24 protein-coding genes are annotated in these 23,207 nt (G+C 57.7%); 16 read left to right on the plus strand and 8 right to left on the minus strand.

The window, feature by feature from the left end; all coding sequences use genetic code 11:
* Positions 1-399: 399 nt before the first annotated feature.
* The 11 genes from I6E39_RS01765 (at position 400) to I6E39_RS01815 (ending at position 9,039) form a co-directional block, all read left to right on the plus strand.
* A complete protein-coding gene (locus I6E39_RS01765; RefSeq protein WP_235379586.1) occupies positions 400-654 on the plus strand; it encodes a hypothetical protein in 255 nt (84 codons plus the stop codon).
* Between the two features lie 306 nt (positions 655-960).
* Positions 961-1,581, plus strand: a complete 621-nt coding sequence (locus I6E39_RS01770; protein WP_235379587.1) for a CHC2 zinc finger domain-containing protein — start codon at positions 961-963, stop codon at positions 1,579-1,581.
* A gap of 19 nt (positions 1,582-1,600) precedes the next feature.
* The gene (locus tag I6E39_RS01775; protein ID WP_338127104.1) at positions 1,601-2,854 is read left to right on the plus strand and encodes a virulence-associated E family protein; all 1,254 of its coding nucleotides are present in this window, start codon (positions 1,601-1,603) and stop codon (positions 2,852-2,854) included.
* Positions 2,851-3,120 (plus strand): hypothetical protein, encoded by a 270-nt coding sequence (locus I6E39_RS01780; protein ID WP_235379589.1) that lies wholly within the window; start codon positions 2,851-2,853, stop codon positions 3,118-3,120. The genes I6E39_RS01775 and I6E39_RS01780 overlap by 4 nt, the downstream gene beginning before the upstream one ends.
* On the plus strand, positions 3,098-3,322 hold the full coding sequence (locus tag I6E39_RS01785; RefSeq protein WP_235379590.1) for an excisionase: 225 nt from the start codon (positions 3,098-3,100) through the stop codon (positions 3,320-3,322). The genes I6E39_RS01780 and I6E39_RS01785 overlap by 23 nt, the downstream gene beginning before the upstream one ends.
* Positions 3,323-3,418: 96 nt before the next feature.
* Positions 3,419-4,657 (plus strand): site-specific integrase, encoded by a 1,239-nt coding sequence (locus tag I6E39_RS01790; RefSeq protein ID WP_235379591.1) that lies wholly within the window; start codon positions 3,419-3,421, stop codon positions 4,655-4,657.
* A gap of 167 nt (positions 4,658-4,824) precedes the next feature.
* Entirely contained in the window at positions 4,825-5,364 is a 540-nt protein-coding gene (locus tag I6E39_RS01795) for a low molecular weight protein-tyrosine-phosphatase (RefSeq protein ID WP_235379592.1), read from the plus strand.
* A 411-nt stretch (positions 5,365-5,775) separates the two neighbouring features.
* Positions 5,776-6,453, plus strand: a complete 678-nt coding sequence (locus tag I6E39_RS01800) for a ComF family protein (RefSeq protein WP_235379593.1) — start codon at positions 5,776-5,778, stop codon at positions 6,451-6,453.
* A gap of 126 nt (positions 6,454-6,579) precedes the next feature.
* Positions 6,580-7,611: a rod shape-determining protein gene (gene mreB, locus I6E39_RS01805; protein ID WP_164475071.1), complete on the plus strand. Its 1,032-nt coding sequence runs from the start codon at positions 6,580-6,582 to the stop codon at positions 7,609-7,611.
* Positions 7,612-7,715: 104 nt separating this feature from the next.
* Complete coding sequence (locus I6E39_RS01810; RefSeq protein WP_235379594.1) at positions 7,716-8,084, plus strand: metal-dependent transcriptional regulator; 369 nt, start codon at positions 7,716-7,718, stop codon at positions 8,082-8,084.
* A 133-nt stretch (positions 8,085-8,217) separates the two neighbouring features.
* Positions 8,218-9,039: a mechanosensitive ion channel family protein gene (locus tag I6E39_RS01815; protein WP_235379595.1), complete on the plus strand. Its 822-nt coding sequence runs from the start codon at positions 8,218-8,220 to the stop codon at positions 9,037-9,039.
* A gap of 89 nt (positions 9,040-9,128) precedes the next feature.
* Here the strand turns inward: I6E39_RS01815 and I6E39_RS01820 are convergent, their stop codons facing one another.
* A complete protein-coding gene (locus I6E39_RS01820; protein WP_235379596.1) occupies positions 9,129-9,605 on the minus strand; it encodes a DUF4830 domain-containing protein in 477 nt (158 codons plus the stop codon).
* 127 nt (positions 9,606-9,732) lie between these two features.
* Here I6E39_RS01820 and I6E39_RS01825 point away from each other — a divergent pair, with 127 nt between their 5' ends.
* From I6E39_RS01825 to I6E39_RS01845, 5 genes are all read left to right on the plus strand, one after another.
* Entirely contained in the window at positions 9,733-10,458 is a 726-nt protein-coding gene (locus tag I6E39_RS01825; RefSeq protein ID WP_235379597.1) for a pseudouridine synthase, read from the plus strand.
* A 106-nt stretch (positions 10,459-10,564) separates the two neighbouring features.
* Positions 10,565-11,656: a PucR family transcriptional regulator gene (locus I6E39_RS01830; protein WP_235379598.1), complete on the plus strand. Its 1,092-nt coding sequence runs from the start codon at positions 10,565-10,567 to the stop codon at positions 11,654-11,656.
* 324 nt (positions 11,657-11,980) lie between these two features.
* Positions 11,981-12,670 (plus strand): cell division ATP-binding protein FtsE, encoded by a 690-nt coding sequence (gene ftsE / locus I6E39_RS01835; RefSeq protein WP_235379599.1) that lies wholly within the window; start codon positions 11,981-11,983, stop codon positions 12,668-12,670.
* The gene (gene ftsX, locus I6E39_RS01840; RefSeq protein WP_235379600.1) at positions 12,654-13,544 is read left to right on the plus strand and encodes a permease-like cell division protein FtsX; all 891 of its coding nucleotides are present in this window, start codon (positions 12,654-12,656) and stop codon (positions 13,542-13,544) included. The genes ftsE and ftsX overlap by 17 nt, the downstream gene beginning before the upstream one ends.
* A gap of 139 nt (positions 13,545-13,683) precedes the next feature.
* The gene (locus I6E39_RS01845; protein ID WP_235379601.1) at positions 13,684-14,919 is read left to right on the plus strand and encodes a murein hydrolase activator EnvC family protein; all 1,236 of its coding nucleotides are present in this window, start codon (positions 13,684-13,686) and stop codon (positions 14,917-14,919) included.
* A 354-nt stretch (positions 14,920-15,273) separates the two neighbouring features.
* Here the strand turns inward: I6E39_RS01845 and I6E39_RS01850 are convergent, their stop codons facing one another.
* From I6E39_RS01850 to I6E39_RS01880, 7 genes are all read right to left on the minus strand, one after another.
* Positions 15,274-17,589, minus strand: a complete 2,316-nt coding sequence (locus I6E39_RS01850) for an ATP-dependent Clp protease ATP-binding subunit (RefSeq protein WP_235379602.1) — start codon at positions 17,587-17,589, stop codon at positions 15,274-15,276.
* An 88-nt stretch (positions 17,590-17,677) separates the two neighbouring features.
* Positions 17,678-18,370: a CvpA family protein gene (locus I6E39_RS01855; protein ID WP_235379603.1), complete on the minus strand. Its 693-nt coding sequence runs from the start codon at positions 18,368-18,370 to the stop codon at positions 17,678-17,680.
* 29 nt (positions 18,371-18,399) lie between these two features.
* Complete coding sequence (locus I6E39_RS01860; protein WP_235379604.1) at positions 18,400-19,569, minus strand: DUF5711 family protein; 1,170 nt, start codon at positions 19,567-19,569, stop codon at positions 18,400-18,402.
* A gap of 216 nt (positions 19,570-19,785) precedes the next feature.
* On the minus strand, positions 19,786-20,538 hold the full coding sequence (gene truA / locus I6E39_RS01865) for a tRNA pseudouridine(38-40) synthase TruA (protein ID WP_235379605.1): 753 nt from the start codon (positions 20,536-20,538) through the stop codon (positions 19,786-19,788).
* Positions 20,539-20,546: 8 nt separating this feature from the next.
* Positions 20,547-21,356, minus strand: a complete 810-nt coding sequence (locus I6E39_RS01870; protein ID WP_235379606.1) for an energy-coupling factor transporter transmembrane component T family protein — start codon at positions 21,354-21,356, stop codon at positions 20,547-20,549.
* Positions 21,357-22,220, minus strand: coding sequence for an energy-coupling factor transporter ATPase (locus tag I6E39_RS01875; protein WP_235379607.1), 864 nt, complete (start codon positions 22,218-22,220; stop codon positions 21,357-21,359). It abuts the gene before it with no gap.
* Between the two features lie 72 nt (positions 22,221-22,292).
* On the minus strand, positions 22,293-23,141 hold the full coding sequence (locus I6E39_RS01880) for an energy-coupling factor transporter ATPase (protein WP_235379608.1): 849 nt from the start codon (positions 23,139-23,141) through the stop codon (positions 22,293-22,295).
* Positions 23,142-23,207 lie beyond the last annotated feature (66 nt).

A 23,207-nucleotide genomic window follows, 5' to 3' on the forward strand; every position in this document is an offset into this window, starting at 1 on the left:
GTGAGCTGCATCACACTTTTATTGGAAATATGGTGAATTCCAAGCGAAGCTGCACACATGTGCGTCAACGATCCTGCAACGTGTGATTCGAACCCACGTGTCATTTCATCCCGACACATTTCGAGTCTGGGTTGCTGTATTCGAACTGCGCCGGAAGCCTTTACTCGCATCAAAAGAATATTTCTATTTTGCACTTGTCGATTCGACAGGTGCTTTTTTATTTGGGTCCCCCCCAAAGGCCAAAAAAATGTCCGTCGTAAATTGAAGATATTTTCAACCAACTGAATTCAACGCAAAACCTCGCAACTTTTTCTTCGCCGACACCTGCGTTTTGGCAAAAAATTGTCCGTTGTAAAGTGAAAGGAACTACACTCAAAAAACATTTAGGAGGAAATTCACATGAGGAAAATCTACTACGACAGTCATCAGGTCATCGTCCCGAACAAAGTTCTCTGGGACAACAGGCTGTATGCCGAAACAATAGCAGTCGCAACCGCCATCTGCGTTTTCGATCATCGCGGCTGTACCGTCGCCGAAGTTGCAGACTATCTGAACTGCAGCGAAGAGATGGTGAACAAGCATATTGATTATCTGCTCAAAGCAGGACACGGAGACGTTTTTAAGGTCATCGATGTCACCGATAATCAGAAATAAGCGACGGAACGTTGCGCAGCCAATTTGAAAAATTGTTGGGAGGGCTTGGGACGCTTCCCAACAAGAAAATCGGAGATTTTGTATCGTGGGGACCTCGATGCATTGCTTGCCAAGTATGTTTTATCATCGAAGGCAAAAATGCGATGAGGGTACCTTGATGCCCAGCTTGCCAAGTATGTCTTGGCAAGTGACCGGGGCACCCCGATACACCGCTTGCCAAGTATGTTTTGACTGCTTGCAAGCGGACAAGCTCGACGATTTTTCTAAAGCAGATACCGCTGAAAAAAGAAAGGAGCAAGTTTATGAATGACGTTATTTGAAATCGTGAAAAGCTCTGTCACCACAAGGCATGCGGCGGAATATTACGGTTTCCCGGTCAATCGTGCCGGTAAGATCGCCTGTCCTTTTCATGACGACCGGACGCCCAGCATGAAAGTGGACAAGCGGTTCCACTGCTTCGGCTGCGGAGCTGACGGGGACGTGATCGATTTTGTCGCCCGGCTCTATGGCCTGGACGCAAAGGCGGCGGCAGAAAAGCTGGCGATGAATTTTCAAATATCCAGCGACCAGTCAGAGCCAACATCGCGACTCATCAAAACGCAGAACGCCCTTGAGCAAGAGGAAAAGTATTTTCGGGTGCTGCTGGATTACCAACGGTTGCTTCGGGATTGGGAACGGGTATACGCTCCAAAGCCGGAAGATGAAAAGTGGCCTCCACAGTTCGTGGAAGCCTTACAGAAAAAAGACTACATCGAATATTTGCTGGACGTGCTGCTCTGCGGTACTGCAGCGGAACGGACAGCGCTGATCAAAGACATCGGAGAGGAAGTGACGAAACTTGAAAGACGATTATCAGAGCTTAGCGCTGAAGCTCCAGCCCTGTCAGACAGCGGAGGAAGTCAAGACGCTTTTGGAAGTGAACGATAAAGGGCAGGTAAAAAACACCATGCAGAATGTATACACAGTCTTTGCCTGTGACCCGGTGCTGCATGGAGCCATCGGCTACAACATTCTCACCGGGCGCATCGACATCTGTAAGCCCCTTTGGTGGGATCGGACGGCGTCCGCCATGAACGATACGGACTTCAATTACCTCATGCTGTATTTGGAAAACCGGTATGGGCTGAACAACGAAAATCGCATCCGCAAGGCACTGACGGTGGCGGCGCACCAGAATCAGTACCACCCGATCCGCGACTATCTGAACAGTCTGCAATGGGACGGCAGACCGCGCATCCCCTATGTACTGCATCACTTCCTCGGCGCGGAGATCAGCGAATACACCCACGAGGTCATGCGGCTATTTCTCATGGGAGCCGTCAGCCGGGTGTTCCGACCGGGCTGCAAATTTGAGCTGATGCTCTGCCTGGTGGGCGGACAGGGCGTGGGCAAGTCCTCCTTCTTCCGTTTGCTGGCCTGCAGGGATGAGTGGTTCTCCGATGATCTCAAGCGCATCGACGATGAGAATGTGTTTCGCAAAATGCAGGGGCACTGGATCATCGAAATGTCGGAGATGATCGCAACCGCAAACGCCAAGAGCATCGAGGATATCAAATCCTTTCTAAGCCGCCAGAAGGAGACCTACAAAGTTCCCTACGCTACGGAGCCGGAGGACAGGCTGCGGCAATGTGTGTTCGGCGGTACTTCCAACGCACTGGACTTTCTTCCCCTTGACCGCAGCGGCAACCGCCGCTTCCTGCCGGTGATGGTACATCCCGAACAGGCAGAGGTTCACATTCTGGAAGATGAAGCAGCATCCCGGCAGTATATGGATCAGCTGTGGGCGGAAGCCATGACCATTTACCGGCAAGGCAAGGTGCAGCTGAAGCTGACAAAGGACATGGATACGCAGTTGGTGCAGCTGCAAAAGCAGTTCATGCCGGAGGACACCAAGATGGGCGTGATACAGGCGTTTCTGGATGACTTTGATGGAAACATGGTCTGTTCCAAACTGCTCCATCACGAAGCTTTGGGCCGCTTTGACGAGCCGAAGGCGTGGGAGATCCGGGAGATCAATGAAATCATGAATCAGTCCGTGACGGGCTGGACACCTTACCCCAATCCCAGAAGCTACCGCAAGTACGGAAAGCAGCGGGGCTGGATGCGCGGAAACAAGATACCGGAAACGGGTACAGACTCCGTCACCGGTTTTCATGAGTTGACGGAAGATGAATGCCGGCAGGAGGAGATCCCGTTTTGAGAACGGTGCATGGTTTCCGGCTCTGCATCCGATCTGTTGCCGATGTTGTTTCCGAAGAAAAGGCCGATTTTCAAATCCTATTCCCTCTCTGGAAACGAAAGAAACGAAAAATGATGAGAAAAGCAAAGACGATGAAGACACGTAACAAGGGGCAGAACCGCGGTTTGTGGGAGGCAGTTTCCGGTTTCCGTTGCCGGTTCGCCCTTCAGGTGATAAGGACAGATAGCAAGGAGGTAATTGCCTATGATGCAGGAACAGAATTTTGACTGCTGCGAGATCCCCGTTTGGAGAAAGTACACCCTCAGCGTGCAGGAAGCCGCCAGATACTTCCGCATCGGTGATAAGAAGATGAGAAAGCTCATTGAAGAAAATCCCGGTGCCAACTACATTCTCTGGAACGGCACTCGGCCCCAGATCAAGCGCAGACTTTTCGAGCAGTATCTGGATGAATATATGACTGCCGTCTAAAACCCACGGTGGAAAATGCGCCGGGCATATGGTATAGTTAATTTATCATAGCCCGGCTCTTTTCGACGGTTACCGTATTCCAAGAAAGGAGACGATATGTCCGAAACAAGAAAAGACCACAAAGGTCGGAAACTCTGGAACGGAGAGAGCCAGCGCAAAGATGGTAAATATGAATACAAGTATCAGGATGCTTGTGGAAAGCGGAAAACAGTTTACAGTTGGAAGCTGACGCCATCCGATACGATGCCAAAAGGCAGGCGGAACGATCTTTCTCTCAGAGAAAAGGAACAGCTGATCCAGAAGGAGCTGAACAGCAATCTTATCCCCGGCGGCGGAGATCTGACGGTGCTGGAACTTGTGCAGCGATACCTCAGTTTGAAAAAAGGTGTGCGTCACAACACGCAGGCCAACTACAACTTTGTGGTGAACATCCTCAAGAAGGAGCCCTTCGGGCAGAGGAGAATCGACAAGATCAAGACCTATGATGCCAAAGCATGGCTCATCAAGCTGCAGGAGGACGGACGGGGCTACAGCAGTATCCACTCCATTCGCGGCGTAGTGCGACCGGCCTTCCAGATGGCGGTGGAGAATGACCTGCTGCTGAGGAACCCTTTCGATTTTCAGCTGAATACGGTGGTGGTCAACGACAGCGTGACCAGAGAGGCCATCAGCCGTCAGCAGGAACGGGCCTTTCTGGAGTTCGTCAAAAATGATCCCCATTTCTGCAAATACTATGAGGGGATCTTCATTCTCTTCAAGACGGGACTTCGCATTTCGGAGTTCGTTGGGCTGACAGTTGACGACATTGACTTCGAAAACAACCGAATTATTGTCGATCATCAGCTGCAGCGCACACGGGATATGAAGTATGTCATTGAGCCCACAAAGACCAGCTGCGGCACCCGAATGGTGCCCATGACACCGGAGGTGCGGGACTGCTTTGCGACCATTATTGCAAACCGAAAGAAGCAGAAAAAAGAGCCCTTCATCGGCGGAAAAAGCCGTTTCCTCTATCTGGACAAGAATGGGATGCCCATGGTGGCACTGCATTGGGAGAAGTACTTTCAGCACATTTGCGACAAGTATAACAGCATTTACAGGGTGCAAATGCCCAAAATCACGCCCCATGTGTGCAGACACACCTTCTGCTCCAATATGGCGAAATCCGGCATGAATCCCAAGACGCTGCAGTACATTATGGGACACAGCGACATCGGAGTCACGCTGAATACTTACACCCATATCGGCTACGAAGATGCCCAAAATGAGATGCTGGAGATCGGTTCTCTGCCACAGGAGAATGTTCGTCTGCCGCACCAAAAAAGGGTGTCGTAAACTCTTTCGAATTTACGACACTTTTACGACACTCGATGGAAAATCCATACCAAACGATACCAAATGAAGCAAAATTGCGGTGATCGGGGATGTGCAAACCATCCAAAAGTATCGCGCATAATCAGGTATAAAGTTGTATAAATTGGTATATTTGAGGTTGAAAAACGATGAAAAAGATACTTTTCGTTTGCCACGGCAACATTTGCAGAAGCCCTATGGCCGAGTATGTTATGAAAGATATGGTGAAGAAGGCGGGGATGGAGGGGTTGTTCCAAATCGAATCTGCTGCCACCAGCACCGAGGAGATCGGCAACCCGGTCTACCCTCAGGTCCGCCGGCTGCTGGCCGCCCATGGGATCGACTGTTCGGGCAAGACCGCCCGCCAGCTGAAGAACAGCGACTACGGCCATTACGACCTCCTGATCGGTATGGATCAGGCCAATCTCCGCAGCATGTACCACATCTGCGGCGGCCGTGGGGACAAGCTGCATCTCCTGATGGAGTACACTGACCGCCCCGGCGAGGTGGCCGACCCGTGGTATACCCGGGACTTTGAAGCCACCTGGCGGGATGTCAATGACGGCTGCCGGGGCCTGTTGACGCAGCTCAGGGAGCATATGGAAGGGACGCAGCCTTGCGGGCAGACGGATAAAATGCAGTTTTTTGAAAATAAGCCTATGCCGTGTCCCAGGATGGGAGAGAAATGATATAGCTCCATCTAGAGTTTAGGAAGGGTGTTCAACCTCGGGGGAAACACCGGTGACTTCTGATTCCGAGAAAACTTTGAAGCGAAAAGGCCGCTTGTGGGCGGCCTTTTTTGTTCTGATAGGCAATAGGACCATCAGACAGAATCAATTTCAAGCCGTAAAAATGCACTAATATTGAACTGAAAATAGCGGCATGAGGTTATGCTTTGTCTATCTGAAAGAAAGCGGGGCGAGGCATATGAGCGGCCGCAAGCATTTGAGTATCCGCATGGATGAGAGTCTGCACGATAAATTTCAGCATATTGCAGCTTATGAGGGGCGTTCCATGAGCGGACAGATCCTCTATCTGATCCAAAAATGTGTCCGGGAGTTCGAGAAAGAACACGGGCCCATTACCGAGGATGATCTGAAATGAAGCTGTTGACCGGGGCCTTGGGCCTGCTCTTTCCGGTCAAGTGCCCCTTCTGTCAAACGATCCTGGAGGACCCGGAAGCGCCGCTGTGCCCGGAGTGCCAGACCAGACTGCCCTGGCTGCTTGGCCGGGAGGCGGAGCGGAAGGTGGATTTTGCCGACGGCTGCTTCTCGGCACTGGCCTACCGGGACCGGGTGCCCGAGGCGGTCCGGCGCTACAAGTTCGCCCGGGTCCGGGCCTGCGGCAGACCCTTCGGTCTGCTGGCGGCTCAGTGCGCCCAGGATCACCTGCCCCAGCGGCCCGACGCGTTGACCTGGGCTCCGCTGAGCGACCGCCGCCTGCGGGAGCGGGGCTTTGACCAGGCGGAACTGATGGCCCGGGCGGCAGGCGCGGCGATGGGCCTGCCGGTGATCCCCACCTTGAAGAAGCTCAAGCATACCAAAGCACAGTCGGATCTGACAGACCCGCGGAAGCGGCGGGCTAATGTCCAAGGGGCCTATGCCCTGCTGCCGGGAGCGGAGGTGGCGGGCCGGCGGCTGCTCCTGGTGGACGACGTGGTGACCACTGGGGCCACCCTGGGGGAATGCGCCAAGGTCCTGCTGATGGGCGGGGCGGACCGGATCTGGTGCGCCACCCTGGCCCAGGCCCGCGGGACCGGAGAAGAGGGGAAAAATTAAGGAAAAAACGGTTGAAAAGCGGGACATGAACGGCTATAATATTACATAATGCCAATCAGTCAATGAGACGTTTTGAAAGCGGTTATACTAACCGTCAAAATTAAAATATAAGGTGGAGCATGCAATATGAGTCTGTTCAGTAAAGATATCGGTATCGACCTGGGTACCGCTTCTGTTTTGGTATATATCAAGGGCAAGGGCGTGGTGCTGCGCGAGCCCTCCGTGGTGGCCATGGACAAGAACACCGGCAAGCTGCTGAAGGTGGGCACTGAGGCCGAGGCCATGCTGGGCCGTACCCCCGGCAACATCGTGGCCATGCGTCCCCTCCGAGACGGCGTCATCTCTGACTACGATATGACAGAGCGGATGCTGAAGGAATTTATCAAGAAGGTCACCACCTTCTCCCTCTTCAAGCCCCGTCTGCTGATCTGCGTCCCCTCCGGCATCACCGAGGTGGAGGAGCGCGCCGTGGTGGATGCCGGTATTCAGGCGGGTGCCCGCCGGGCCTACCTGATCGAGGAGCCTGTGGCTGCCGCCATCGGCGCCGGCATCGACATCACCAAGCCCGACGGCCATATGGTGGTGGATATCGGCGGCGGTACTGCCGACATCGCCGTCATCTCTCTGGGCGGCGTGGTGGAGTCCGCCTCCATCAAGACCGCCGGCGACAAGTTCGACGAGGCGGTGGTCAAGTATATCCGCCGCAAGCACAACGTCCTCATCGGCGACCGCACTGCCGAGGAGCTGAAGAAGACCATCGGCTGCGTCTTCCCCCGGCCCGAGGAGGTCACCATGGAGATCAAGGGCCGCTGCCTGATGACCGGACTGCCCCGTGTGTTCTCCGTCTCCTCCAGCGAGATGATCGAGGCTTTCGAAGAGGTATCCAGCCGAATCCTGGAGGCCATCCACGCCGTTCTGGAGCGTACGCCCCCCGAGCTGGTGGCCGACATCTCCACAAACGGCATCGTGATGACCGGCGGCGGCTCTCTGGTCTGGGGCTTCGACAAGCTGATCGAGTCCCATACCGGCATCGAGACCCATGTGGCCGACGACGCCATCTCCTGCGTGGCCTTTGGCACCGGCAAGAGCCTGGACAGCCTGGACCAGATGCAGGACGGCACCATGAACCTGTCCCGCCGCAAGCAGATGAACTACTGAGCCGCGGCGGCCCATCGTGTACAACAGCCGGCCGGCCCTGAAGGCGCTGGCCGGCTGTTCTGCTTGCTCTGTCTGGAGCGATTTTGGGAAAGGGGGCGGAGGCGATGGCCCTGCACCAATCAGGCGAGGACTATTTGGAGGCTATCCTGGTGCTCAAGGAGCGGAAGGGCAGCGTCCGTTCCATCGACGTGGCCCAGTACCTGGGCTTTTCCAAGCCCTCCATCAGCCGGGCTGTGGCTATTCTGCGCTCCGGCGGCTATATCACCATGGAGCAGGATGGCCGTCTGGAGCTGACCCAGGCCGGAGAGCTGGTGGCGCGGGAGATCTACGAGCGGCATCAATTGCTCACCGACTGGCTGATCCGGCTGGGAGTGTCCCCGGAGACAGCGGCGGAGGACGCCTGTAAGATCGAACACCACATCAGCCCGGAGACCTTCCGCTGTTTGAAGGAGCATGCGGAGAAGAGCCGGTAAATACGAAAACAGGAGCGGCTGGGCCGCTCCTGTTTTTGTTCCATCCCCCGGCCCTTGCGCCGCGGAACAGAACCTGATATAATATGTGGCGTTATATTTTTTGAACAAAATTGTAAAGAAACGGGGAATATCATTGAACGTACAGGAAGTTTTAGAAAGCGCCGAGATCAAGCTGGACCCCAGCGCCCTGACTCTGGCGGGCGTGCTGCGGATCGTGGTCCTGGTGCTGGTGGGGATCATTGTGGTCCGTATCCTGCTGAAGATGGTGGACCGGATGCTGGAGCGGTCCAAGGCGCTGGCCTCCCTGCGGGTCTATATCCGTTCCGTGGCCAAGGTGCTGCTGTGGTTCCTGCTGGTGCTGATGGTGCTGGGGTCTTTGGGTGTGGAGACCACCTCCATCATCGCCCTGTTGAGCGTGGCCGGTCTGGCCGTCTCCCTGGCCCTCCAGAACACCCTTTCCAATCTGGCCGGCGGAATTATGCTGCTGGTGGCCAAGCCCTTCCAGGTGGGGGACTATGTGGAGGCCGACGGCGTCAGCGGCACCGTCTCCGCCGTGGATCTGTCCTATACCACCTTCGTCACCGTGGACAACAAGGAAATCTTTGTTCCCAATAGCCAGCTGTCCGCCGCCAAGGTGGTCAATTACACCGCCCTGGGCAAGCGCCGGGTGGATCTGAGCTTTACCGCCTCCTATGAGGCGCCCACCGCCGCGGTGAAAGGGGCTATCCGGGAGGTACTGGACGGCATTCCCCAGATCATGGCCGATCCGGCTCCAGAGATCTGGCTGACCGAGTACCAGACCAGCAGCATCCAGTATACGGTCCGGGCCTGGACCGCCTCCGCCGACTATTGGCCGGTCTATTTCGCCATTCAGGAGGGGGTCCGGGAGTCCTTTGCCCGCCACGGGGTAGAGATGACCTACGACCACCTGAACGTCCACATCCTGGAGAAGTAAAGGGGAAGGCCCTTGGAGACGGGAGCGTTTGGGCGGCGGGGAGGCTTTTGCCCTCTGCGCGCCTGCCTGACGCCCAGCCCCCGGGGCCTTCAGGGTTTGGTCAGACCGTGGAGAAAGCCGTCCAGTTGTGGCGAGAGGACCTCGCCTGCGATGACGGTGTTTTTGTAGATGAGCAAATTGGCCTGAACGCCGGCCTCCCCGGTGGGGTAGTTGATGATCTCGTAGGTGTACCGCTTGGCCCGCTTGCCTGCGTATTTCTCCAGATCAAAGCCCTGCTCCTTTTGAAGTGCCAGATATTCGTCGTAGCTCTCGTCCATCTCCTCGGGGATGAGCAGCTCCTGGGTGGCGACAGGCTCCTCCGCCACCTCCCAGCCGTAAGCGCGCAGGTACTCTACCCGGTCTGCATTGGAGCGGACCCCCTTGGCGTCGGGGGCGGCGGAAGCGGCCGTCTCCCGGGCGGCGGTGCCGTTCAGATTCAGCGCCAGGGCACAGCAGCAGGCCAGCGAGGCCAGGGCTACCCCCAGAGCCAGCTTCCGCCGGGGGACTTTCGCGGTTATGATCAACACAGCACATTTCTCCTTCCGTCGGCTGTTTTCCCTTCAAGGTATGCGCCGGCGGAATGATTTATGAAGAGAAGTTTTCCGGCGGCTGCCGGGAAAACGGAGAATCCATCCCCACAAGGAGGCATCCCATATGGCGCGGGAACGACTGGACAAGCTGCTGTCCTCCACCGGACTCTGGTCCCGGAAAGAGGTGAAGGATCTGGTCCGCCAGGGCCGGGTCCTGGCGGAGGGCGTCCCGGTCCGTAGACCGGAGGAAAAATATGACCCCATGACGGACCGGATCCAGGTGGATGGAGAGACGGTGGACTGCGCCCCCTTCGTCTATGTCATGATGAATAAGCCGGCGGGGCTGCTGTCCGCCACTGAGGACAAAAACCAGAAGACGGTGCTGGACCTGCTGCCTCAGCATCTGCGCCGCCGGGGCCTGTTCCCGGTGGGGCGGCTGGACAAGGATACCACCGGACTGCTCCTGCTCACCGACGACGGCTCCCTGGCCCATGAGCTTCTCTCCCCCAAAAAGCATGTGGACAAGGTGTATCTGGCCCGGGTGGAGGGCAGAGTGGACGCCTCCGATACGGCTGCACTTGGGGCGGGCATGGTGCTGGGGGACGGCCTGCACTGTCTGCCCGCCGGTCTGGAGCCGTTGGGCGACGGTTCCTCTTGTCTGGTCACCCTGCGGGAGGGAAAATACCACCAGGTCAAGCGGATGCTGGCGGCCCGGGGCAAGCCGGTCCTGGCGCTGAAACGGCTGTCCATGGGGCCGTTGGAGCTGGACCGGGAGCTGGAAGCCGGCGAGTGGAGAATGCTGGCGCCGGAGGAGCTTGAGGCTTTAAAAAGGGCTGTGGGCGCACAGTGAGAGTTTGGGCGTTTTCCACAAAAAATTAGCGAAAACCCCTTGCCAAAGGGGGGGAGAAGCCGTTATAATAGACACAGCGTTTAAAAGTGTATTAGGAGGGATGGACGTGTCAAGCAGGATGTTCCAAGGAGTCGTCCTTCAGATGAAGGAAAGCGTCAGCCGTATGGTGGGTGTCATTGATTCTGACGGGATCGTGGTGGCTTGCAGCGAGTTGACCTGCATTGGAGAGCACTGGTCCGGCGCCGTGGCCGCGGTCAACGCCGCGGATAACGGAACTGCTTATTTTGAGGGAAAGACCTTCAAGCCTCTGGCTGGCTGGGGGGCCCAGTTTGACTATGCCGCCTTCGTCAAGGGTGAGGACGATATGGCCTCGTCCCTGTGCGCCATGGCCGTGGTGGCCTTCAACGGAGCCAAGACCTACTATGAGGAGAAGCACGACAAAGCTACTTTTGTTAAGAATATCATTTCCGATAATATCCTTCTGGGAGATATCTATACCCAGGCCAAGGAGCTCCATTTCGTGTCTGAGGCTCCCCGGGCCGCCTTCCTGGTGCGCCAGCTGGGTCCTGCCGACGTGACCACCATCGACGTTATCCAGAACCTGTTCCCCGATAAGCAGACGGACTTCGTCATCTCCATCAACGAAACCGACGTGGCTTTGATCAAGCAGCTGCCCGAGGGCGCGGACGCCAAGGAACTGCAGAAAATTGCCAAGCAGATCTCCACTGCCGTCACCCAGGAGCTGGGGATCAAGGTGGTCATCGGCATCGGCACCGTGGTCAACCATATCCGGGACCTGGCCCGGGCCTATAAGGAGGCCGGCGTGGCCATCGACGTGGGCAAGGTGTTTGAGACGGAGAAGACCGTCATCAACTATGAGAATCTGGGTATCGGCCGTCTGATCTATCAGCTGCCCACCATCCTGTGCCAGATGTTCCTCCAGGAGGTCTTTAAGAAGAACCCCATTGACGCTCTGGATCAGGAGACCCTGCTCACCATCAACAAGTTCTTTGAAAATAACCTGAATGTGTCCGAGACCGCCCGTAAGCTCTTTGTCCACCGGAATACTTTGGTGTACCGGCTGGAGAAGATCAAGAAGCTGACCGGACTTGACCTGCGGGAGTTTGACGATGCCATTACCTTCAAGGTGGCTCTGATGGTCAAGAAGTATCTGATTTCCCGGGGAATCGAATCCTGAACCTTGGTTTGCTACACGCCGTCCATGATTGTATGGGCGGCGTGTTTTTTTGAGCGAAACGGAGAATTTCAGACTTGGCTCCTCTGTGGGAGCGGAGAATTTGCGGAGGAAATAATTACAAAATAGTTACAAAAGAAACAAAATAATTACAAATTGTAAGGGAGAGACGGTGCTGCAAAATTGACAAGAGAAAACGGAGCGCCGGATAAATTGTCATTTACATAACGCAGGAACTGTGATAAACTTGATTCAAACCGGCTTTTCGCCGCAACATTTCCCGGGAAAAAACGTCTGATTAAAAGAGAACATAATTCGGAGGAGCACATGATACGGCTCATTGATGTATATAAAGAGTACGACAACGGTACCAAGGCCCTGAAAGGGGTCAATATGCGGATCGACGACGGGGAATTTGTCTTTTTAGTGGGCCCTTCCGGCTCAGGCAAATCCACCGTTATCAAGCTGATCACCGGCGAGATCGCCGCCACTGAGGGGCGGCTGATGGTCAACGGCTACAATCTGAACAACATTGCCCCCAGGCAGATCCCCTATATGCGTCGGACCCTGGGCATTATCTTCCAGGACTTTCGGCTCATCGAAAAGAAAACAGTGTACGAGAACCTGGCCTTCGTCATGCGGGCCATCGGAGCCTCCAACCGGGAGCTGCGCCGTCGCATCCCTTATGTGCTCCAGCTGGTGGGTCTGGACCAGAAGGCGGACCGCTATCCCGGCCAGCTCTCCGGCGGCGAGCAGCAGCGCGTGGCGATTGCCCGGGCGCTGGTCAACAACCCCAGCATGATCATCGCCGACGAGCCTACGGGCAACCTGGACCCCCAGCGGTCCTTGGAAATTATGATGCTGTTGGAGCGCATCAACGAGCTGGGCACCACCGTCTTGGTGGTCACCCACGAGGAGGAACTGGTCAACAAATTTACCAAGCGGGTGGTAGCCATCCAGAACGGACGGATCATCAGCGACGAGACAGGTGGGTACTACAATGGCGAGAAAGTTTGACGCGGGATATTATATCAGCGAGGGATTCCACTCCATTTTTACACATGGCTTTATGTCCTTTGCCGCTGTGTGTATGATCGTGGCCTGTCTGCTGATCATGGGATCGTTCAGCCTGCTGGCGGTAAACCTGGACCACATGCTGGGGGATCTGGAGGCGGAAAATGAATTCCTGGCTTACATAGAAGAGGATTACACCGAGGAGCAGGCCAGAGCCTTACAGTCCAAAATTGAGGCTGTGCCCAATGTGTCCCAAGTGACCTTCGTCACCCGGCAGGAGGCGCTGGACGATTTTTTGGAGGGCCGTGAGAGCAACGATCTGTTGGATTCTCTCCCCGCAGAGGTACTGCGGGACCGCTACCGCATCCATGTCGAAGATATTGAGCGGCTGAAAGAGACTTCGGAGGCGGTGCGGCAGGTGACCGGCGTGGCTAACGTGCGGGCGGCTGTGGAGATCGCCCAGGGTTTCGTTCTGGTCCGCAACATCGCCACCGGCGTAGCCCTGGTCCTCATCGCCATTTTGGCGGTGGTCTCCTTGTTCATCATCGCCAATACCATCAAGCTTGCCACCTTCTACCGGCGGGAGGAGATCGCCATCATGAAGATGTGCGGCGCCACCAACGCCTTTATCCAGTGGCCCTTCGTGGTAGAGGGCATGATCTTAGGCCTTACCGGGGCTCTGGTGGCGTTCTTCGCCCAGTGGGGGTTGTACCAGCTGGTAGGCAAGCTGATCATCCAGGGCAACGGCTTGTCCCTGGTGACCATGATCAGTTACCGTTCCATGGTGAGGAACATCCTGGCCACCTTCTGCGGGACGGGCGCCCTGATCGGCGTGGGCGGCTCCCTGCTGGCCATCCGGAAATTCCTTCAGGTATAAAAGGAGGGACGAGCGCATGAAACGTCAGAAAAGACAGCGCATTATGATGGCGGTTTTGGCTGGGGTGATGGTCATTGCCCTGCTGCTGCCCATCGTAGCCAATATCGTGATCCGATGACGACGACCAAGAGGTATGCAAATGAAAGAAAGACAAAATAGGGTGCGGCGGGTTCTGACCCTGGTGCTGGCTCTGGCGCTGGTGATTCCGCTGTCGGGTCCCACTGTGGTGATGGAGTCCGGCGCCGTTACCCAGCAGGAGATCGACGCCCTGAAATCGGACGCCAATCAGCTGAACCAGCAGAAGAAGGACATTCAGAATCAGCTGAAATCCGTCCGGGCGGATAAAAATGACGCATTAGGAAAGAAGGAACTGCTGGAGGAGCAGATCGACGTCATCCAGAATGAGATCAGTAACCTGAACGCTCAGATCACCAAGTACAGCGAGTTGATCGGCCAGAAAGAGACGGAGCTGGCGGAAAACGAGGAGAAGCGTCAGGAGCAGTATGAGCTGTTCTGCCGGCGAGTCCGGGTGATGGAGGAGGATGGCCAGACCTCTTATTGGTCCATTCTGTTTGACTCCAGCGACTTTTCCGATCTGCTGGACAACTTCATGATGATCGAGGAGTTTATCGAGTACGACAACGGCATCATGGAGAACCTGCTGGCCCTCCAAAAGCAGATCGAGGAGGAGAAAGCGGAACTGGAGACGGCCAAGGCCGAGCAGGAGACCGCCAAACAGGCCCAGGTGACGGCCCGGCAAGAGCTGAAATCCCAGGAGGCCGAGGTGGACAAGCTGATCGGCGAGATCAGCGCCAAGGAGGACCAGCTGGAGGCCATCGAGGCCAACCTGAAGGCCGCCGCCGCCGCCGCGGACGCGGAGATCAAGAAGAAAGAGAAAGAACTGGCGGCTCAGATCAAAAATGTGCCCAGTGAATCGGGCTTCCTCTGGCCCCTGACCAACTATAACACCCTGTCCTCCCTGTACGGAAGCCGTATCCACCCCATCACCGGAAAGGCCAATAACCACACCGGTATCGACATCCCCGCACCCAAGGGGACGCCTATCCTGGCCGCAAAAAGTGGCGTGGTGGTCACTTCGGTGAAGAAGGGCTCCTACGGCAACTATGTGGTGGTGTCCCACAGCGACGGCACCAGCACTCTTTACGCCCATATGAGCGTGCGGAGCGTCAAGGAGGGCCAGACCGTCAAGCAGGGCCAGAAGCTGGGGGAGGTGGGTACCACCGGCTCCTCCACTGGCAACCACCTCCACTTTGAGGTTCGAGTGAACGGGAGCCGGGTTGACCCGCTGAAGTATTTTAAGGACAAGACCCTTTACGTCACCTATAAGGGGCAAAAACAGCGGCTAAAACTCTGAATTTGTGGAAGGGGCGGCCCCAGAATGGGGCCGCCCTTTTTAGGAAGGAATAAATTTTAGTTTATCGTTTCATGTAGGGCGGGGGCTTATCCCTCCCCCTTTTGGCCTTCGGCCATTTCCCCCCGACGGGGGGAATCGTCCCCCGCCGTCCGACGGCTGCCATTTTGGCGGCGGCCCCAAGGGGCCGCCCTACAGGCGGGCGTCCAGAGGCCGCCCCCTACGATGCCATATTGTAAACCGTGCGTAGGGGGCGGCGTCCCCGACGCCCCATAATACATCCATAAACTAAAATTTATGCTTATACATAAAAAATCCGGCGGCACATCAGTGCCGCCGGATTCCATATCAAAACAGTTACATCGCCAGCAGCTGAATCTTATCCTCCTGAGCGATAGCCTTCAGCTGGGAGATGGGGTGGGCATAGCCCTCGATGAGCCGGACGGCAATGGAGTCCTCCAGCTCCTTTTGGATGAGCCGGCGCAGGTTCCGGGCGCCGTAGGCGGCGGAATAGGACTTTTTCACCAGATATTCCAGCAGGGAGTCGTCCCAAGAGAAAGCGATGCCCTTGTCGGCCAGCGCCCCGGCCAGTTCCTTCAGCATCAGAACAGCAATACCCTTGAAGTTGTCCTCAGTAAGCTGGTTGAAGTAGACGAGTTCATCCACACGGTTGATGAACTCGGGGCGGAGGAAATCGTTGAGGGCTTTCAGGGCCCGGTCCTTTCCCTGTTCATTGGCGGTGCGGCCAAAGCCCACGGAGCCAACCTTGGTGTTGCTGCCGGCGTTGGTGGTCATGACAATAACGGTGTTCTCAAAGTTCACCGTCCGGCCATGGGCGTCGGTAATCCGGCCGTCGTCCAGGATCTGGAGCAGAATGTTCAGCACATCGGGGTGGGCCTTTTCAATCTCGTCGAAGAGGACCACGGAGTAGGGCTTCCGGCGGATCTTTTCGGTCAGCTGGCCTGCCTCGTCATAGCCCACATAGCCCGGGGGAGAGCCGATGATCCGGGAGACGGCGTGCTTTTCCATGAACTCGGACATATCTAGGCGGATGAGGGACTCGGGGGTGTCGAACAGGTCGGCGGCCAGCTGCTTCACCAGCTCGGTCTTGCCCACGCCGGTGGAGCCCACAAAAATGAAAGAAACAGGTTTGTGCTTGGGAGAGATGCCCACCCGGCCACGGCGGACGGCGGCAGCCACGGCGGCCACGGCCTCGTCCTGGCCGATGATGTGGCTCTTCAGGCGGTCCTCCAGCTGGGCCAGCCGCTGGAACTCCTGCTCCTGGATGCGGCTGGCAGGGATGTTGGTCCACAGCTCGATGACGTTGGCCAGATGCTCCTGGGTCAGAGCAGGTTGTTCCTTCTCCTCAAGGCCCTGTTGTTCCGCCTCCAGCCGCAGCTCCATGCTCCGGATCGAGGCCAGCCGCTGATAGGACTCGTCGGTGGCGGCGGCCATCATGACTTCTTTCTCCTTGGCCAGATCGGCTAGCTCCTTCTTCACCTCGGCCAGACGGGCCAGGTACTTGTTATTCAGATTCACGTTGGAGCAGGCCTCATCAATGAGGTCGATGGCCTTGTCCGGGAGGTAGCGGTCGGTGATATATCGCTCGCTCATGACCACGGCCTGGCGGCACATCTCCTGGGAAATGGTCACCTGATGGTAGGCCTCGTAATAGGGGGCGATGCCCTCCAGGATCTTCACGCTGTCCTCAATGGAGGGCTCCTCCACGATGACGGGCTGGAACCGCCGCTCCAGAGCGGTGTCCTTTTCAATGTGCTTGCGGTATTCGTTCAGGGTGGTAGCGCCGATGACCTGGAGCTCGCCCCGGCTGAGGGCGGGCTTTAGGATGTTGGCGGCGTTCATGGAGCCCTCGGCGTCGCCGGCTCCCACGATGTTGTGGACCTCGTCGATGACCAGGATGATGTTGCCCAGCTTCCGGATCTCCTCAATGAGGCCCTTCATCCGGCTCTCAAACTGGCCGCGGAACTGGGTGCCCGCCACCAGGGCGGTCAGATCCAGCAGATAGACCTCCTTGTCCAGCAGCTTGTAGGGCACCTCGCCCAAGGCGATCTTCTGGGCCAGGCCCTCGGCGATAGCGGTCTTGCCCACGCCGGGCTCGCCAATCAGACAGGGATTGTTTTTCTGGCGGCGGTTCAGGATCTGGATGACCCGCAGCACCTCGCGGTCCCGGCCAACCAGCTTATCCAGCTTGCCCTCCTTGGCCTTTCGGGTCAGGGAGATGCAGTAGCTGTCCAGAAATTTACGTTTGGGCTGCTTGGAGGAGCCGTTTTTCTCCGACCGGGGCGGCGTGGCCCCGTCGCCGGAGGAGGGCTGCTGGGGCGCGGGGGTGTTGCCCCCGCCGAACAGCTGATTCAGGAAGGGGAAGGTGGCGGTGCGGCCGTCATCCTCTTCGTCGCCGTCGCCGCCGGGCTGGTTCATCAGCCCCTCCATGCCTTCGGCGCCGCCGAAGGCGGACATCATTTCGTTGGTCAGGTTGTCCAGGTCCTCGTCCGTGATGCCCATTTTCTTCATCATATCATCAATGGGCTTGATGCCCAATTCTCTGGCACATTTCAGACACAACCCCTCGTTTTTCGAGACGCCGTTTTCAAGCTTGGTAATAAAGATGACAGCCACATTCTTTCCGCAGCGGCTGCACATGGTAGGCTGCATAAGCTTACGCTCCTTTCCGGGAGAATTCCATTTTGGGAAGATGATACACCCCAATTATGAACTGGTCATGAATTGGAACTGTGAATTTTTAGGAGAGAAGGGTCATGGGACTGGCAGTGCAGAAAAAGTTCAGCAGGTAGCTGTTCTGGATAGCGTCTTGGGGGAGAAAACTCCCTTTCAGCAGCCAGCAGGCGATGAACAGGAGCAGCCCGCCCCGGAGCAGGCCCAAGACGGCGCCGCTCCACCGGTTCAGGGTGGACAGGACAGGCAGGCGGAAGGCCAGATCCAGGGCGTGACTGATGAAGAACCACAGGATCAGGATCAGCAGGAAGGAAATCAGAAACAGGACCATCTGGGCCAGCTGCCTGGCAATATAGTCGGCAATGATCCGGGCGGCGTTGGCGGTGGCGGCCACCATGCCGTCGTTCACCGATTTCTGAACGGCGTCGGCGAAGCCCCTGTACAGCTTGGTGTCTTTCAGCATGTCCAGAGCTTCCTGGAGAGGGAGGGTGACGTGTTCCGCCGTCTGGCCGGCGGAGGAGAGGGCTTCAGAGGCCTGTTCGTCCAATACCCGCTGGATGTGGTGCTCCACGATGGGGCGAATGGAGCGGGCCGCCGGTTCCGCCAGCACGTTAGATACCACGCTAGCTCCGATGAAGGCCACGAAGATAGCCAGGAAACCGCACAGGGTCAGAATGAAGCCACGCCGATACCCCCGCCAGAGGGCCAGAAGCAGCAGCGCGGCGATGACGATGTCAAATGCCAGGTAAGTGTATGTCATAGAGTGCCTCCAAATCGCGTAGGGGTAGGTCAATCAGGGATATAGAGCCAGGCCTGCTGGGCGTCGGCCAGCAGGGCGGAGCCGTTGGGGGACAGGGCGGTGTGCCGCGCCCCCTGGGTGTCGGCCAGGACCGCATAGGGCGTCAGGTCCCGGGTGCGGATGGTGAGCTCGCTTCCCGTCAGCAGGGCGCAGTAATTACCTGCGGAGTCGAAGGAGAGAACCTGACCGGACAGGTCCAAAGCAGCCTCCTCCGTGCCGTCGGGCAGGATGGTCAGAGCCTGGGTGGCGGAGCCCGCCCGGTAGCGGCCCAGGAGCAGCAGGGCAAAGCCGTCTCCCCCGAAGCTGCAGCCCTTCAGATAGGAACGGCCGAAGGAATAGGTCTGGAGAGCGCCGGTATCCGGGTCGGCTACCAGCAAGCGGTCCTCTCCCAAAACCCACAGGGCGCCATTCTCATAGTCAAGGTCCAAAACCGCGCAGCTGCCCAGCTCCAGCGTGGCCTTTGGCTCCTTCTGATTGACGGGGTAGAGGAGAACCCGGCTGCGGAAGGAGCCGTTGGACTGGTCCATGGTGACCACAGCCACGGTCTTGCAGTCAGGGGAGAGTGCGGCGTCCACCACAAAGGTGGAGGACAGGCTGACCTGGATGACCTTTTCCCCGTGGCTGTCATAGACGGTGACGGCCCCCTTGTAGCCGCTCTGCTGGGCGGTGACCGCCAGCCAGCCGCTGTCGTTGACCCGGGCGGATAGCAGATCCGCCTCGCCCTCCAGAGTCAGGTCAAAGACTTCCTCAGTGCCCCGGAACAGGAACAGGGACTGGCCTCCCGCATCGTATACCACCCCCGTTTTGGCGGAGGCGGACATGACGGGATTCTCCATGGCCAGCACCTCCTCGGCGTACTGCTCCCCGGAAAAGGAGTAGTAGTGGGCTCCGGCGGCGGAGGACAGGAGAATGCCGTTTTCCAGATAGGCCACCGACAGCTTGTCGCCGCCGGCATGGGTAAAGGGGGCGGCTTCGCCGGTTTCGCCTGTCTCCAGGTTCCGGTAGGACAGCCAGCGCTTCAACGCGTCCAGATTGAACCGGTCCCGGTAGACCACCAGGGTCAACGCACCAAGGACCAGGGCCGCCGTCACCAGCAGCGCCAGCAGGCGGAAAAAGATATTCGGTTTTTTCGGCTTTTTGGCCGAAGTTTCGTTGCTCATATGGGATACCTCTGTGGGAGGATTTGAAAAAACGCAAGATTTTTTGTGAAATAAATTTTAGTTTATGGATGTATTATGGGGCGTCGGGGACGCCGCCCCCTACGCACGGTTTACAATATGACTTTGTAGGGGGCGTCCTCTGGACGCCCCGCCCTACCAAGCCCTCACCCTACATAAAACGATAAACTAAAATTTATTGAACAAAAGGACTAAAATTTACAGCACATCCTCGTTATACCACAGCCGGGTCATATACAGTCCTCCGGGGGGAACTGTGGGTCCGGCCAGGGTCCGGTTGCCGGATTCCAGGATGGCGGGGATATCCTCCGGGGCCAGCTTGCCCTCGGCGGCATAGACGATGGTGCCCACCATGGCCCGGACCATGTTGTACAAAAAGCCGTTGGCGCACACCTTACACTCTATCAGATCTCCCTGACGGGATACGTCGAAATAATAGACGGTGCGCACAGTGGTGCGGGTCTCAGTGCCCACGGAGCGGACGGCCCGGAAATCGTGGGTGCCCACGAACTGGTCTGCCGCCCGCTGCATCACCGTCTCATCCAGGTGTTTGGGATAGAACCACGCCCGGTCCACATAGAAGGGGTTGCCCAGCCGGGAGTTGTAGATGCGGTAGGTGTACTCCTTTTTGTGGCAGGAGCCGATGGCGTTGAACTCCATGGGCACCTGGGTGGCCTTGACCACCACCACGTCGTTGGGCAGACGGGTATTGACGGCCAGGGGAATGCGGTCGCAGGGGATGGTGGAGGTGGTGCGGAAATTGGCGATGTAGGTCTCTGCGTGGACCCCGGCGTCGGTGCGGCCGGCGCCGGTACATTTCACCGGATGACATACCACGGTGGACAGGGCCTTTTCCAGAGTCTCCGCCACGGAGACGGCATTTTTCTGCACCTGCCAGCCGTGGTAGGCCGAGCCGTTATACATCAATTTTAAGGCAATGTTCCGTTCCATGGGGCACCTCAGAGACCGAAATGAGCCAGAACTCCCACCGCCGCAGTCACGACCAGGAAGAAGACCAGGGTCAGATAGTCGATCCCCCGGTACTTCAGCTGCCGCAGGCGGGTGCGTCCCTCGCCGCCATGGTAGCAGCGGCACTCCATGGCCACCGCCAGCTCGTCGGCCCGGCGGAAGGCGGAGATGAACAGGGGCACCAGCAGAGGGATCAGAGCCTTGGCCCGCTGGATCAGATTGCCGCTTTCAAAATCAGCGCCCCGGGCCCGCTGAGCGGACATGATCTTGTCGGTCTCCTCAATCAGGGTGGGGATGAACCGCAGGGCGATGGACATCATCATAGCCAGCTCATGGACGGGGACCTTGATCTTTTTCAAGGGGTTCAGCAAGGATTCCAGTCCGTCGGTGAGCAGGATGGGGGAGGTGGTGTAGGTCAGCAGGAAGGTGCCGGCGATGAGCATCATGATGCGGATCACCATAAAGAAGGCCTGGAACACGCCCTCAAGGGTGAGGGTAAAGATCCAAAGCTTCACTAGCACATGGGTGCCGGGGGTGTAGAACAGGTTGAGCACCGCCGTAAAGATGGCGATGAAGAGCACCGGCTTCAGCCCGTGGAGAATGGACTTCAGCGGAACCTTGGAGATGGCGATGGCCAGAGCCAGCACGCCGAACATGATGGCGTAGGTGAGGAAATATTTGGCCAGGAACAGGGCTACAATATACAGCACCACGGCGATGATCTTGGTACGGGGGTCCAGCCGGTGGACCATGGAATTTCCCGGGAAATACTGGCCCAGGGTGATGTCTTTCAGCGCCATTTACACCGCCCCCTTTCCCAATTTCGAGAGGATGACCGCCTTGGCCTGGTCAATGGTGTATACCGAGGGGTCGATGTCCACCCCCATGGCCCGCAGGCGGTGGAACACCCGGGTCATCTGGGGGACGCCCAGCCCCATCCGCTCCAGCTCGTCCCCGTGCTGGAATACCTCACGGGGGGTGCCCCGGAAGGGAATGCGGCCGTCGTTGACTACCACCAGACGGTCCACCGTCCGGGCCACCTCCTCCATGGAGTGGGAGACCAGGATGATGGTGGCGTTGTGGACCTGGTGATAGTCCCGGATGTTGCCCAGAATGGACTCCACCCCCACCGGGTCCAGACCGGCGGTGGGCTCGTCCAGGATCAGTACCTTGGGCTCCATGGCGATGACGCCGGCGATGGCCACCCGGCGCTTCTGGCCGCCGGACAGCTCGAAGGGGGAATTGTCCAGCTGGTCGTCCCGGAGACCCACGAAATAGGCGGCTTCCCGGACCCGGCGGTCGATTTCCTTTTCGTCCAACCCCATGTTCCGGGGGCCGAAGGCGATGTCCTTATATACGGTCTCCTCAAAGAGCTGGTACTCGGGGTACTGGAACACCAGCCCCACCTGGAACCGGGTGAGGCGGGTCAGCTTGGGGTCGGACCAGATGTCCTGTCCTTGGAACAGTACCTGGCCGGAGGTGGGCTTAAGCAGGCCGTTGAGGTGCTGGATCAACGTGGACTTGCCTGAGCCGGTGTGGCCGATGATGCCCAGATACTCGCCCTTGTAGGCGGTGAAGTCCACGTCCAGCAGGGCCCCCCGCTCGAAGGGGGTGCCGGCGGAATAAATGTGGGAGAGCTGTTTGGTTTCAATGATCGCTTCCATTGCAGACCGTCCTTGTTCAAAATGGTGTATGCCGCAGAGGGTCATACCCGAAGAATAGGAGAATGGGGTGCCTTATTGCTTCAGCAGGGTATACAGAGCGTGGGCGCACTCCTCGTCGCTGAGGGCGTCCAGGGGCACGTCGCAGCCTTCCTGGCGCAGCTCCCACAGCAGTTGGGTAGTGTGGGGAACAGTGAGGCCTACGGCCTTCAGCTCCTCCACCCGGGAAAAGACCTCCTTGGGGGCGCCGTCGGCCACCACCTTGCCCTTGGCCATGACGATGAGCCGGTCGGCCTGGGCGGCCTCGTCCATGTGGTGGGTGATAAGGACCACGGTGACGCCGCGCTCCCGGTTCAGAGTCTTGATGGTACGCAGTACGTCGAAGCGGCCGATGGGGTCCAGCATGGCGGTGGGCTCGTCCAGGACGATGCACCGGGGCTGCATGGCAATGACGCCGGCGATGGCGATGCGCTGCTTCTGGCCGCCGGACAGAAGGTGAGGGGCGTGCTCCCGGAACTCGTACATGCCCACGGCCTTCAGCGCGTCGTCCACCCGCTGGCGGATCTCCGCAGGGGGAACGCCCAGATTCTCCGGGGCGAAGGCCACGTCTTCCTCCACCACGTTGGCCACGATCTGGTTGTCGGGGTTTTGGAACACCATGCCTACGGTGCGGCGGATGTTCAGCAGCTTTTCTTCCTCGGCGGTGTCCATGCCGTCCACATATACCGTGCCGCCGGAGGGCAGCAGAATGGCGTTCATATGCTTGGCCAGGGTGGACTTGCCGCTGCCGTTGTGGCCCAGAATAGCCACAAAGGCCCCCTCCTCAATGGCAATGTCCACGCCGTTGAGGACGGTGGGGGCCGTCCCCTCAACTGTGGTGTAAGAGAAATGGAGGTCCTGTGTCTGGATGATCTCGTTGCTCATATCAGTTTCCCTCATATTGTTTCGATTCAGTGAAAAATCAGAAGTCGGGCGCCGCACCCCGGCGGG

The sequence above is a fragment of the Pseudoflavonifractor phocaeensis genome, from assembly GCF_021531375.1.
In the GTDB taxonomy this organism is placed as follows: Bacteria; Bacillota; Clostridia; order Oscillospirales; family Oscillospiraceae; genus Lawsonibacter; species Lawsonibacter phocaeensis_B.

What these genes read in the sequence shown, in the direction of transcription:
- I6E39_RS01765 (WP_235379586.1), top strand. Translation starts at nt 400, where the DNA reads ATGAGGAAAATCTACTACGACAGTCATCAGGTCATCGTCCCGAACAAA.
- I6E39_RS01770 (WP_235379587.1), top strand. Translation starts at nt 961, where the DNA reads ATGACGTTATTTGAAATCGTGAAAAGCTCTGTCACCACAAGGCATGCG.
- I6E39_RS01775 (WP_338127104.1), top strand. Translation starts at nt 1,601, where the DNA reads ATGCAGAATGTATACACAGTCTTTGCCTGTGACCCGGTGCTGCATGGA.
- I6E39_RS01785 (WP_235379590.1), top strand. Translation starts at nt 3,098, where the DNA reads ATGATGCAGGAACAGAATTTTGACTGCTGCGAGATCCCCGTTTGGAGA.
- I6E39_RS01790 (WP_235379591.1), top strand. Translation starts at nt 3,419, where the DNA reads ATGTCCGAAACAAGAAAAGACCACAAAGGTCGGAAACTCTGGAACGGA.
- I6E39_RS01795 (WP_235379592.1), top strand. Translation starts at nt 4,825, where the DNA reads ATGAAAAAGATACTTTTCGTTTGCCACGGCAACATTTGCAGAAGCCCT.
- I6E39_RS01800 (WP_235379593.1), top strand. Translation starts at nt 5,776, where the DNA reads ATGAAGCTGTTGACCGGGGCCTTGGGCCTGCTCTTTCCGGTCAAGTGC.
- mreB (WP_164475071.1), top strand. Translation starts at nt 6,580, where the DNA reads ATGAGTCTGTTCAGTAAAGATATCGGTATCGACCTGGGTACCGCTTCT.
- I6E39_RS01810 (WP_235379594.1), top strand. Translation starts at nt 7,716, where the DNA reads ATGGCCCTGCACCAATCAGGCGAGGACTATTTGGAGGCTATCCTGGTG.
- I6E39_RS01825 (WP_235379597.1), top strand. Translation starts at nt 9,733, where the DNA reads ATGGCGCGGGAACGACTGGACAAGCTGCTGTCCTCCACCGGACTCTGG.
- ftsE (WP_235379599.1), top strand. Translation starts at nt 11,981, where the DNA reads ATGATACGGCTCATTGATGTATATAAAGAGTACGACAACGGTACCAAG.
- ftsX (WP_235379600.1), top strand. Translation starts at nt 12,654, where the DNA reads ATGGCGAGAAAGTTTGACGCGGGATATTATATCAGCGAGGGATTCCAC.
- I6E39_RS01845 (WP_235379601.1), top strand. Translation starts at nt 13,684, where the DNA reads ATGAAAGAAAGACAAAATAGGGTGCGGCGGGTTCTGACCCTGGTGCTG.
- I6E39_RS01850 (WP_235379602.1), bottom strand. Translation starts at nt 17,589, where the DNA reads ATGCAGCCTACCATGTGCAGCCGCTGCGGAAAGAATGTGGCTGTCATC.
- I6E39_RS01855 (WP_235379603.1), bottom strand. Translation starts at nt 18,370, where the DNA reads ATGACATACACTTACCTGGCATTTGACATCGTCATCGCCGCGCTGCTG.
- I6E39_RS01860 (WP_235379604.1), bottom strand. Translation starts at nt 19,569, where the DNA reads ATGAGCAACGAAACTTCGGCCAAAAAGCCGAAAAAACCGAATATCTTT.
- truA (WP_235379605.1), bottom strand. Translation starts at nt 20,538, where the DNA reads ATGGAACGGAACATTGCCTTAAAATTGATGTATAACGGCTCGGCCTAC.
- I6E39_RS01870 (WP_235379606.1), bottom strand. Translation starts at nt 21,356, where the DNA reads ATGGCGCTGAAAGACATCACCCTGGGCCAGTATTTCCCGGGAAATTCC.
- I6E39_RS01875 (WP_235379607.1), bottom strand. Translation starts at nt 22,220, where the DNA reads ATGGAAGCGATCATTGAAACCAAACAGCTCTCCCACATTTATTCCGCC.
- I6E39_RS01880 (WP_235379608.1), bottom strand. Translation starts at nt 23,141, where the DNA reads ATGAGCAACGAGATCATCCAGACACAGGACCTCCATTTCTCTTACACC.